The sequence below is a fragment of the Carboxydothermus pertinax genome (genome assembly GCF_001950255.1).
Classification (GTDB): Bacteria; Bacillota; Z-2901; order Carboxydothermales; family Carboxydothermaceae; genus Carboxydothermus; species Carboxydothermus pertinax.
This window is the reverse complement of the sequence record NZ_BDJK01000025.1, coordinates 1-10,941: the sequence shown is the minus strand read 5'-3', so window position 1 is coordinate 10,941 and position 10,941 is coordinate 1. Positions and strand designations below refer to the sequence as shown.

Sequence of the window (10,941 nt, the reverse complement as noted above, 5' to 3'; positions counted from 1 at the left end):
AATCTTTTACCGTCAGGTTTTCAAGGTTTTGCATAAGTGATCATCTCCTTAGTGGTATTATTTACCACTTACACAAAACCTTAAACATTCTCGATTGTACTGATTGCGGTTTTTTTTATTTCAACATCTGCGACCTTCTATAAAAGCTATACTTCGGAGTTACCTTCTGCTTATCAATTGTGGATAGGCTACGAAAATACCAATTTTAACTTTATAAAATATTTATATTATCTATTTTTCCTTACTCTACCTGCCAGCATAGCATTTGCGGATACTTTTTTGGAAGATAAAAAAGGGCATGTTCTTAACTTTATCATAACGCGCTGTAATAAAAGTTTGTATATCCTGAGTAAAGGTATCGTAGTCTTTTTTTCAGGCTTTATAGTAATTTTTTTGCCGTTATTGATACATCAGCTTCTATGCATAGCCGCTTTACCTTTATATACCGCTTCCGAAGTAATTGTTGGAAACCCTACCTATGATAGATATTATCTTACGAAGCTTTATTTTCAAGGACTACACGCTGTAAATCCGTATTTACATAACCTCTTATATATTTTTTTAGATGGCCTTTTTGGTGGCACGATTGCAGTTTTTGCCTATTCCCTATCGTTTTTAAAAAATGTAAATAGGTATATAGTTATGATTTTACCTACTGTCCTCTTTTTTACAGAAAACTTTTTATTTGCTCTACTTGGAATGGCAAATTATTCCCTGAGTTATTATTTATATGCTACTACCGGCATAAAAGGATTGGATTATAAGGTGTTTACATACTCTTTAGCAGCTTTGCTAATAGTAAGTTTATTGATTATTATATTATCTTCCAACATAGAAAAGGATGAGATTTAAAGTGCAGTTAGAGAAAATATTGTCAATAGGTGGAAAAAGACGGATAATAGGATACCTAATGGTATTAGCTTTTAATATACAAATAGCAATACTTGCGGCTAAACAAATGGAATCAATAAATAATCTCCATATAAATGATATTTATATCCTCTTTTCCCGTTTGATTTATTTTGCCCTGTATTACATACCGATTTTTCTTACAATCATAAGCGTTGAAGATATATTAAATGATTATCTGATATTAACAAGATTAAAGGATCTTAATATATGGTGGAAAAAAAAGTTTAAACTTCTTTCATTAGATACAGGATTGTACGTTATCTTTCTTGAGCTACCGATAATTGTAACGGCAATAATATATATTGGAGTACCGCAAATTTTGGAAGCAAAAACCCTTGTATTTATGGCAGCTGCTGATTTTATTATAAAATACCTGATTTTTTTGATAATAGGGATTATTTATAATATATCGTCCTTTGTAAGTAAAAGGCAGTATATAGGTTTCGTTGCTGGTTTTTTTGCAGGTGGTTTTGATTATATCTTGCAACTTTGTAATTTAGATAGATATGCAATGACCATTACGGGAATGTTACTAAAGTTTTTTATTTCTTCAGATTTACCCACCGGGAAGTTTTTATCTTTAGCGATAGTATACTGTTTCTATTTGGTGTTTTTATCTCTGTTTTTATTCCTTGTAAGCAGGGAAATCTTAAGGAAAATCGATGTAGGTAGAGGTGATTTCAAATTAAAAAGATGACTTTATTTCTTCTTACCGTAGTCATAATTGGGGTTTTATCTTCTTTATTTGGGCTTAATTACATAAAAACCTTCGGGGAAGGGTATTCGGTAGAGTTATTAACAATATTTACCAATAACTTTTTACCTTTCCCTAAAGAAAAAATAACTTTTGTGTTTCCGATGTTTATTATCTATATTGCTCCCAAGTTATTTGCCCTTTTTGGTTTGGGGGATTTTTTCTATAAAGATTTTAGAATATGTTCTGTTTATGTTTTTACAAGGAAGGACAATAGGGTAAATTGGTTTATGAATAAATTATTTAAGATGTTAGAATACCTGCTATTGTATTATGCCGGTATTACTGCTGTTGTTGTAATGGTTGGCCTCGTTAATAATTTACCCATACTGTCAGTGGAGCATCTTTTAATGATATTTGCTGCAACTGTTGTTCTTAATGTGATGGCCACCTTAGTGTTTGTTTTACTGACTAACATCTTATCTTTGTATATAGGCGCTGAAATGTCTCTGGCCTTAACTTTGCTTATCTATGCCTTTTTGCATCTTCCGGCCTTTGTTAAACTAAACAGCCAACTGCAAAATTTATTAAAAAAACTCGACCCTGTACTGCAACCGGTGCTACCGTGGCATGATGACAGCTTTCTGCAAAAATATCTTAAACTTTTAGATATGCCAGCATTATCAGGATTTAGCGTCTGGTGGTCATTACTTATATTAGGAGTATATCTGGTTTTGGTAATTTTAGCAGGGATCAGAGTTATAAAAACAGTGGAGATAACCGATAAGATTTAAAATATTAAAATTGGGGTGGTGGATCAAGATGAAGGCGGTAGAAATACAACATTTGACTAAAATAATCGGTGGGCGGACGGTATTGGATGATATAACCCTTGAGCTTGAAAGGGGAAAAATATATGGTTTTTTTGGCAGAAATGGTTCCGGGAAAACCATGTTGTTTAGAGCTATCTGCGGTTTAATAAGACCTACTCGTGGTGAAGTTAGAGTATTTGGCAAGAAAATTGGTTTGGATATTTCATTTCCCGAAAGCTTAGGTTTGATAATAGAAAACGTGGGATTTTGGGATCAGTGGACGGGATTTCAAAATTTAAAATTTTTAGCCTCGATAAAAAATATCATTAAAGATGAAGATATTAGAACTGCTATAAAAAGGGTAGGATTTGATCCGGATGATAAACGGCCTTATAAAAAATACTCTCTGGGGATGAAGCAGCGGCTGGGGATAGCCCAGGCGATAATGGAAAAGCCTCAACTTCTTGTCCTGGATGAGCCTACTAACTCTCTCGACGAAGAGGGTGTTAATCTTATTAGAAATATCTTGCTGGAGGAGAAAGAGAGGGGAGCGACAATACTCATCGCAAGTCATATCAAAGAAGACATCGACTTACTTTGCGATGAGAAGTTCAGGGTAGAAGCCGGAAAAGTATATCCAGCAGGGAGTGTTATTAAAGATGAATAAAAGCTCTATTTTAATTATGTCCTTAGCCGTTGTTATAGCGTTAATTACCGCCGGTGTAGTCCGAGCTTCTTATGTCGATACTGATAAAATTAGTCCGGATAATTTAGAAAAGTATGAAATAATTAGTTTAGGAGGTATTAATGAAGGCAATCTTTCCTTTTCCGACCTGGTAAACGATTCCGAAGTTATAGTTAAAGGAATAGCTTTAGCCGAAAGGAATTACCTCCACGCTGCCAGCCTGGCATCATTTAAAGTGGTTTCCGTATACAAAGGAGATCGTAGTTTAAAAGACAAAACTATCTATATTTTTGAACCATCTTTTTTTAACTTTAAATATAAGACGTTTTATATTTACAACGGATATAATTTTATGAAAAATGGGGATAAATATATCTTATTTCTAAAAAAATGGCCGTACAACAGATACGTGAGATATAACCCCTTTTACAGAAATAAGGACCTATATCTGCTATCCCATAATAGTGGCATTGATAAATACAGCGTAAACAATGTTTTATTTGATAAATTTGTGTCCGAGGAGCAAAAGTATTATGGACAAATAAAACAATATGAATTTATTGCCTACAGCAAGGAGGAAGTAGATAAATACAATGAGATTAAAAGGAAAGTTTTATCCAATTTTTTGAATTAAAACTTAAAATCATGTTTAAGATTAAAATTTCTTGTCCTGCTTTTTCAAGCAGGCTTTTTTCTTTTTAGAGGAATTTTAGAAAATATGCCGAATAAGAAACAAAAATGGCAAAAGGGGAATTTGAATGCTTTCTAAAGTACATACGATTGCCTTAAACGGCATTAATGGAGAAATAGTAGAGGTGGAGGTAGACATTAACCGCGGGCTTCCGGGGATGGAGGTAGTGGGTCTTCCCGATACCGCCGTCAAAGAAGCCCGGGAACGGGTAAAATCGGCGATAAAAAATTCGGGATTTGATTTTCCGATAGCCCGGATTACCATTAACCTTGCCCCGGCCGACTTAAAAAAAGAAGGCTCCCACTTTGATTTGCCGATAGCTCTCGGGATTTTAGCGGCCAGCGAACAGCTAAACGCTGACCTGTCACCCTACATCTTTTTAGGAGAGCTTTCTTTGGAAGGACAGGTGCGGGAGGTAGATGGGGTTCTACCTTCGGTTTTAGCGGTAAGAGGAAAGGTTCCTAAAGCGGTGGTACCGTACAATAACCGGATGGAAGGGGCGCTGGTTTCCGGGGTTGAGGTTTACGGGGTAAAGAGCTTAAGAGAAATAGTAGCCTTTTTATCGGGAGAAGAAGAGCTTAAACCGGAAAAGCCTCTTGATATTACCGAAATTGTCCGGGAAAAACCCGATGAAGAGCTGGACTTTGCCGATGTGGCAGGACAGGCGGTAGCGAAAAGGGCTCTGAAAATTGCTGCGGCGGGGAATCATAATTGTCTGATGTTATGACCCCATGTCAGTATAAGTTTAATACGAAAAATGCAGTTTATTTAAAGGTGAAGCGGGAAAATTTAAACCGGAGCTACCGAACGGTTACAGTGCGATTTAGCAGTTACGATGTAGAGCGGATAAATCGTTACTTAATGGAAAAGAAGATAAGCCAGTCGGAACTGTTGAGGAAAATAGTAAGCAAAAAAGAATTAAGCTATACGGTGAAGAAATCCTCTGGTAGCAGGGTAGTTTTAGATGCCATGTAAACATTTAGTGTCGAAGATAGGCTTTTCAAAATGATTGAGAGCAGGTCAAAAAAAATTAAACATACCAACAACAAGACTTATAAGAGAATTAATTCTGTCCGGTATAAAAGAATGGATATAAAAGAAAAACGGTACTTGTTTTGTGTGTAATTAATATGTTTCATGGGATTGCAATAATCAGCTTTTGCGATGCCATGTAAAAGGGAGCACATCTGTAGCGTATGTATCAGAAAAATCTTGTCATAATTGACAAAATATTTTAAAAATTGTCTTGACAAAAAAAATGTGCAGTATAGTAATAAAAGGGAATGCATTCCTGAAAATGGGATATAAGGGAGGTGAATTATTAATGTTAATGGAAGAAATTAAATTAGTAGATGCTCCTTCTGATGCCCAATTTTGGGGTGGAGTAGCAATTGGCACAGCTGCAACAGTTTTTATAGGCTGGCTGGTTTTGTGCTGACAAACAGATTTAACATTTTAAATTAAAAGGTGGTGAAAAATGATGTTGATGCAAGAAATTAGTTTAATAGAAGCACCAGTCTCAGATTTTTCCGCAGGTTTAGCTACGGGAATTGGATTTGGTCTTGCTATATTAGGCTTTATGGTAGCAGCAGGGTGCTGAAGTTGGTCGTACCCAGAAAGGTTCTATTTGGAACTTTTCTGGGTACAATATATAGCTGAATCGAGGGAGGATATAAATCGGTGGAATATTATAAAATTAAAGAGGAACTACAGTTTTTTGATGTTGGGAGAGACATATTTCATGTTTATGATCCAATAACAAATAGGCATTTTAAAATTGGAAAACAAGAAGCTACATGGTTAAAATTACTCGATGGTAAAAATTCTAAAGAGGATTTGAAAAAGTTTATTCCAGAAGAAGTGTTGGATCAATTTTTATTGAATGCTGAAAAATTAGGATTGTTAGAAAACAAAAATAAAAGATATAAATTAAAACCAAATATTTTTAAAATTAAATTTAGAATTTTAAATCCCAATAAAATTTTAAATAAGATGAGTAATTTTGGTATTTATTATAGAAAGTTTTTAAATTTATCCTCAATACCTTTTCTTATATTTAATATACTATTTATAACATATAATTTCAATGATCTATTATTGTATTTGTCAAACGCACATTTGACTTCCAATTTTATTTGTTTTTATTTAGTAATAATGCTACTCAATGGATTTTTTCATGAATTTAGTCATGCACTTGTAGCAAAATCATACGGTGTTAATGTTGTATCAATGGGTATAATGCTTTTATATTTTCAACCAACATTTTATACTGATATAACTGGAATTAACTTTTTAAATAAAAAAAATGAAAGAATAAATGTGTTTATTGCAGGAGTTATGGCTAATAATATTCTGATGGCAATAGCTTTGATAATATTCCACTATATTAAACATATATTTCAAGGTGCTAGCTTATATATATTGTATTTTGCTATAATTAATTGTCTATTGATAATAATTAATTTAATTCCTTTTATCGAATTTGATGGATATTATATTTTAAGTAATCTTTTTGAAGAAGGAGACATTAAAACTACCGTAAATTATCACATACGAAGTTTATTGGAAGAAAGGATAAGTAAAAATCTTAGATTAGAATACTTATTTTATTTTGTACTGTCGAAATTATTTACTATATCTATTTTGATATTAGCAGTTTTGGTAATGAGGAGATATGTTATAACTATAATTGATGCCTCCTATATTTTGTTTGCTAATTATATATTTTTGGCTGTGTTAATTGTTATTTTCATTTACTACAATAGTAAGGAATTTTTTGGGGGAAAATATAATGAATAATCCAGAGGAGTTTAGGTATTTTTTAAATCCTTATATTCTCATATATGAGGTTGATGATGATTTTGTTTTGAATTCTCTTGATGAAAGTAAGTTAATTTTAAAGAAAAATGAAAAGAATAAAGAGTTAATTAATTTTCTAACTACCACAGATTCATTCAAAATTAGTGATTTAAAAAGTTATATAAGCGATTATGAAATACAAAAGATGTTAAATTTTAAAATTATATTAAGTGGTAATAGACCTAAAATATTAGGAAAATATGCAAGGCAAGAAGGTTTTTTTTCTCTTATTTCGAATGATTTTAGCAAGTATATGGATAAATTAAATAAGGCAAATATATTAATCTTGGGTGCTGGCGCAATTGGTACACATGTTTTGTGGAATTTGGTGGCAATGGGAATTAAAAAAATAACTGTTGTAGATTTTGATGTAGTAGAAGAAAGTAATTTGAATAGACAATTGTTTTATTGCTACGACGATATAGGAAAATATAAAGTCGAAGTATTAGCTGAAAAAATAAAAAAGCTTGATCCTCAGGTTGAATTAATTATTTATAAAGAAAAAATATCTTCGGTTCAAGATATAGAAAAATATATTGCAAATAAAACATTGGTAATTAAATCTTTTGATACACCAGAAAATGCTACAGAATGGGTGAATGAGGTATGTGTAAAATATAAGATACCTTATATTTCAGGTGGTTTTTTAGAGTATAAGGGTATAATTGGACCAATCTATATACCAGGCAAAACTATTTGTGCTGCGTGTTTAGGATTTAGGAACATTAAAATTAAAAAAGGTATTGGACCATCATTTGCTCCTTTAACTACGATAGTATCTTCAAGAATTGCTATGTTTGCGTTCAAAATAATTGTTTACGATTATCTCGATGAACTAATAAATAAAGTGTTTATTTATGATATGAAAAGAGAAAGTTGGCAAGTAGTTACAGTTAATAGCCAAAGCAAATGTAGGATATGCGGTTATGATCCTACATTGGAGAGAAAATCGATTAGTAAAAAGTACATTAATATTGTTAATATTTTAAGGATTATTGTTTCTTTAACTGCAATATTCAATGTGGTAATGTATATTAAATTTAATTGGCGTTTTGTATCTATTTTTTCCTTAATTATATTTATAGGTTCTTTATTTGTTATAAGATTTATATTTAGAGAAAGTGATAGCAAGATTCAAAAAGAATTATTTAATATAAGTTGTATTTATTCTATTTCAGCATTATGGGGTTATGTGCTTGAAAATATTAATATAAACTTAAATTTAAATCTAAATTATTTTTTTGATTTTTTACAAACCGTATCAATATTCATTATTCAATTATGTATTTCAATAACAATCTTATTTATTTTCCTTCATATGTTAATGGCTATAATAAAAAATATTAAAATATTAGAAAATAGAGATGTGCAAAATTAGTTAAAACTATCAAAAGCAAAAACCAGAATATGTATGATATGCAATATGCAGTGTTTAAAACTCTCAACCAAACCTAAAGTAATAAAAGAAGTAATCAAATAATCTTGGGAAAAGTTATTAATAAAGCGGCGGAAAGTCCAGCAAGAAGGGATAGATTTAGTAAATCAAAGCCACAGAAATAAGCGATAATAAGGTTATTACGGAGGTAGTCTACAAGGTTAGTAATTTCGCCAAATTGTTTAGCCTCCATAACTATACCTGTATAACTATAAAAGCTCTAAACATTGCATGATGAAAATAACTTTTTCGACTGGAGCCGGAAGAATGAGATTCAAGTATTGGAGAGAGCAAGGTTTTTAAATATAGAAGAATAAAAATCAATTTTAGATTGGAAAGTAAAGATTTCAGGGATATTCAAGAGTAATTGAAGCTGGTACACGTGGAATTTCCTCCTTATAAATATTTTATGGTGTATATATAATAATTCGACTAATAAGAGTGGAAATTCTATGTAAAGGTTAAAAATTTAAGAGTGATAGCAAAAAAGTGCATTTTGGGAATGACTTAAATTAAGGCTTTCAAATTAAGCACAAGCTTATTATAAAATAGATTGGGGATGAATATTTATGAAAAAGTTAAATTTGTTAGTTATTGTAATTGGTTCTCTTATTGCAACTACAGCTTCATTATCTGATCGCATTTCAAAAGCTATTGGAGTAAGGCAGGATATAGTTATATATTTTGATATTTTGTTATTTTTATTTGCTATATTTTTACTTGTATTAAATAAAAGACAAAATAAGAGGGATTAAGGGTTCTGCCAAGACTAAAACAAGAGAAATAAGGAGGTGTAGACTTTGATAGAAGTCTATGGTTTAACTAAAGTGTTTAAAAACATAAGAGCAGTAGACAATTTAAGTTTTATAGCAGAAGAAGGAGAAATATACGGGCTTTTGGGTGAAAATGGTGCTGGCAAAACCACAACTTTAAGGATGCTTGCGACAATGCTTAAGCCTGCAAGTGGAATAGCAGTTATAAATGGAAAAGACTTAATAAAAGAACCGGAAGAGATAAGAAAAGAGGTAGGGATACTTTTTGGAGGAGAAAGCGGTTTATATGACAGGCTTACTGCAAGGGAAAATATACTTTATTTTGCAGAACTTCACGATATGGACAAAAAGGAGGCAAATAAAAAAATTGATATATTGGCACAAAAATTTGATATGACTGAATTTATTGATAGACCAGCAGCGAAGCTTTCAAAAGGGATGAAGCAAAAGGTGTCAATTGTGAGGTCAATAATACATGACCCTAAAGTGATGCTTTTTGATGAGCCAACATCAGGCCTGGATGTAGGTTCAGTAAGAGAAGTACACGATTTTATAAGGTTTTGCAAAGAAGAAGGAAAAACAATTATTTTCTCAAGCCACAGCATGTCAGAGGTAGAAAAGCTCTGTGACAAGATAGGTATAATACATAAAGGAAAACTTATAGAGGAAGGAACTATTGAAGATTTAAAGAAGAAATACAAAACAGACAATCTTGAAGAATTATTTATGGAATTGGTAGGTGAGAAAATTGAAGTTTAAGCATGTATACATAGTTTTGAAAAAAGAATTAAAGGACATTTTTAGAGATAAAAAGACATGGATTGTCACAATTTTACTTCCTGCCTTGTTTATTCCTATAATGATGTACATAGTTATAGGTGGAGCAGAAAGCATATCAGAGCAAAAAATTAGCGATATAAAGATAGCAGTTATAGATAAAGGGAATAATCAAAAATTTGTAAATTATTTAAAATCAACAGGAATAAGCATAATAACGGATCTGCAAAATACAAAAGAAAGTCTTGAAAAAGGTGATATAAAGGCAATTCTTATTATACCCTCTGACTTTGGTAAAAATATAGAAGAGGGCAAGAACGCTGATTTAATAATTCAGGTAGATATGGCAAATATAAAATCTTCAAATGCAGAGAGTATGATAAGAGGCATTATAAAAGAATATTCTAATAATATTGTAAAAGAAAGACTTATGGCAAAGGGGATAGACCCTAAAATACTTGAGCCAATTGCAGTAAAGACAGAAAACATAGCTTCACAGAGTAAAATGGCAGGGTCTTTTTTAGCATTCATTGTACCAATGTTATTGACTTTATGGACAGCGACAGGAGGTATAGGGGCTGCTGTAGATTTGGCTGCAGGTGAGAAAGAAAGAGGGACTCTAGAACCTTTGCTTACGACTTCTGCATCAAGACTTTCAATAATGGCGGGGAAATACTTGGCTGTAACATCTATGGCGCTTCTCAGTGCTGTTGCTTCACTTTTGGGACTTTTCGCATCTTTTGCTTTTAACAAAGACATGGCATCTTTAAATGCCGATTTTAAAATGAGCGTAACAGCAATAATTGTCATGTTTGTGACTGCCTTTTTCACAGCTTCAATGTTTGCAGCGTTAGAACTAGCATTAAGCGCTTATGCAAAATCTTTTAAAGAAGGTCAGACATATATTTCACCAGTAGTATTTATTGCAATAATTCCCGCATATTTGGTGATGTATAAAATGCCAAACGAAATACCTCTTTCTTATTTTGCGATACCTGTATTTGGCACTATCTCAATTTTTAGAGAATTGCTTTATGGAATTATTAATATGACACATATAAGTATATTTGTTTTTTCATCAATAATATATGTGGGTATTAGTGTATATTTGGCAGCTTTGATGTTTAAGCAGGAATGGGCACTATTTAGAGTATGAAAATCTTTTATAATTAGCAAATGTAGGTAAAACAAACGCTGACGCTGTGACGCTGGGGACGGTTCGAGACCCCTGAAAAAAGTATTATAAAAAATAGAAAATGTAGAATAAAATAACAATAGCCCCTAAATTTATGATATAATTTAT

14 protein-coding genes are annotated in these 10,941 nt (G+C 32.0%); 13 read left to right on the top strand and 1 reads right to left on the bottom strand.

Annotated features, from left to right (window positions below; translation table 11 throughout):
* The first annotated feature begins 279 nt into the window (after nt 1–279).
* The 10 genes from cpu_RS07945 to cpu_RS07905 all read left to right on the top strand — a co-directional run bounded on the left by cpu_RS07945 (nt 280) and on the right by cpu_RS07905 (nt 8,031).
* The gene (locus cpu_RS07945) at nt 280–852 is read left to right on the top strand and encodes a hypothetical protein (protein ID WP_234970217.1); all 573 of its coding nucleotides are present in this window, start codon (nt 280–282) and stop codon (nt 850–852) included.
* A 1-nt stretch (nt 853) separates the two neighbouring features.
* A complete protein-coding gene (locus cpu_RS07940; protein WP_075859490.1) occupies nt 854–1,609 on the top strand; it encodes a hypothetical protein in 756 nt (251 codons plus the stop codon).
* Nucleotides 1,606–2,400 (top strand): hypothetical protein, encoded by a 795-nt coding sequence (locus cpu_RS07935; RefSeq protein WP_075859489.1) that lies wholly within the window; start codon nt 1,606–1,608, stop codon nt 2,398–2,400. The genes cpu_RS07940 and cpu_RS07935 overlap by 4 nt, the downstream gene beginning before the upstream one ends.
* A 28-nt stretch (nt 2,401–2,428) precedes the next feature.
* A complete protein-coding gene (locus tag cpu_RS07930) occupies nt 2,429–3,085 on the top strand; it encodes an ABC transporter ATP-binding protein (protein WP_075859488.1) in 657 nt (218 codons plus the stop codon).
* The gene (locus cpu_RS07925; protein WP_075859487.1) at nt 3,078–3,737 is read left to right on the top strand and encodes a hypothetical protein; all 660 of its coding nucleotides are present in this window, start codon (nt 3,078–3,080) and stop codon (nt 3,735–3,737) included. The genes cpu_RS07930 and cpu_RS07925 overlap by 8 nt, the downstream gene beginning before the upstream one ends.
* A gap of 124 nt (nt 3,738–3,861) precedes the next feature.
* Complete coding sequence (locus cpu_RS07920) at nt 3,862–4,521, top strand: magnesium chelatase domain-containing protein (RefSeq protein ID WP_075859486.1); 660 nt, start codon at nt 3,862–3,864, stop codon at nt 4,519–4,521.
* Nucleotides 4,506–4,769: a hypothetical protein gene (locus tag cpu_RS07915; RefSeq protein ID WP_075859485.1), complete on the top strand. Its 264-nt coding sequence runs from the start codon at nt 4,506–4,508 to the stop codon at nt 4,767–4,769. The genes cpu_RS07920 and cpu_RS07915 overlap by 16 nt, the downstream gene beginning before the upstream one ends.
* Nucleotides 4,770–5,271: 502 nt before the next feature.
* Nucleotides 5,272–5,394, top strand: a complete 123-nt coding sequence (locus tag cpu_RS14140) for a hypothetical protein (RefSeq protein ID WP_268761782.1) — start codon at nt 5,272–5,274, stop codon at nt 5,392–5,394.
* An 80-nt stretch (nt 5,395–5,474) separates the two neighbouring features.
* Entirely contained in the window at nt 5,475–6,593 is a 1,119-nt protein-coding gene (locus cpu_RS07910) for a M50 family metallopeptidase (RefSeq protein WP_075859484.1), read from the top strand.
* The gene (locus tag cpu_RS07905; RefSeq protein ID WP_075859483.1) at nt 6,586–8,031 is read left to right on the top strand and encodes a HesA/MoeB/ThiF family protein; all 1,446 of its coding nucleotides are present in this window, start codon (nt 6,586–6,588) and stop codon (nt 8,029–8,031) included. The genes cpu_RS07910 and cpu_RS07905 overlap by 8 nt, the downstream gene beginning before the upstream one ends.
* Before the next feature lie 94 nt (nt 8,032–8,125).
* Here cpu_RS07905 and cpu_RS13655 read toward each other — a convergent pair whose 3' ends face one another.
* Nucleotides 8,126–8,281, bottom strand: a complete 156-nt coding sequence (locus tag cpu_RS13655; protein ID WP_159433989.1) for a hypothetical protein — start codon at nt 8,279–8,281, stop codon at nt 8,126–8,128.
* A 376-nt stretch (nt 8,282–8,657) separates the two neighbouring features.
* Between cpu_RS13655 and cpu_RS07895 the strand changes: the two genes are divergently transcribed.
* Genes cpu_RS07895 through cpu_RS07885 form a run of 3 tightly spaced genes read left to right on the top strand, consistent with a single transcriptional unit; the run spans nt 8,658 to nt 10,794 of the window.
* Nucleotides 8,658–8,843: a hypothetical protein gene (locus cpu_RS07895; protein WP_075859482.1), complete on the top strand. Its 186-nt coding sequence runs from the start codon at nt 8,658–8,660 to the stop codon at nt 8,841–8,843.
* 45 nt (nt 8,844–8,888) lie between these two features.
* Entirely contained in the window at nt 8,889–9,620 is a 732-nt protein-coding gene (locus tag cpu_RS07890; RefSeq protein ID WP_075859481.1) for an ABC transporter ATP-binding protein, read from the top strand.
* Complete coding sequence (locus cpu_RS07885) at nt 9,601–10,794, top strand: ABC transporter permease (protein ID WP_200800662.1); 1,194 nt, start codon at nt 9,601–9,603, stop codon at nt 10,792–10,794. Before cpu_RS07890 ends, cpu_RS07885 begins: the two co-directional genes overlap by 20 nt.
* The last annotated feature ends 147 nt before the right edge of the window (nt 10,795–10,941 follow it).

What these genes read in the sequence shown, in the direction of transcription:
- cpu_RS07935 (WP_075859489.1), top strand. Translation starts at nt 1,606, where the DNA reads ATGACTTTATTTCTTCTTACCGTAGTCATAATTGGGGTTTTATCTTCT.
- cpu_RS07930 (WP_075859488.1), top strand. Translation starts at nt 2,429, where the DNA reads ATGAAGGCGGTAGAAATACAACATTTGACTAAAATAATCGGTGGGCGG.
- cpu_RS07925 (WP_075859487.1), top strand. Translation starts at nt 3,078, where the DNA reads ATGAATAAAAGCTCTATTTTAATTATGTCCTTAGCCGTTGTTATAGCG.
- cpu_RS07920 (WP_075859486.1), top strand. Translation starts at nt 3,862, where the DNA reads ATGCTTTCTAAAGTACATACGATTGCCTTAAACGGCATTAATGGAGAA.
- cpu_RS14140 (WP_268761782.1), top strand. Translation starts at nt 5,272, where the DNA reads ATGATGTTGATGCAAGAAATTAGTTTAATAGAAGCACCAGTCTCAGAT.
- cpu_RS07905 (WP_075859483.1), top strand. Translation starts at nt 6,586, where the DNA reads ATGAATAATCCAGAGGAGTTTAGGTATTTTTTAAATCCTTATATTCTC.
- cpu_RS13655 (WP_159433989.1), bottom strand. Translation starts at nt 8,281, where the DNA reads ATGGAGGCTAAACAATTTGGCGAAATTACTAACCTTGTAGACTACCTC.
- cpu_RS07895 (WP_075859482.1), top strand. Translation starts at nt 8,658, where the DNA reads ATGAAAAAGTTAAATTTGTTAGTTATTGTAATTGGTTCTCTTATTGCA.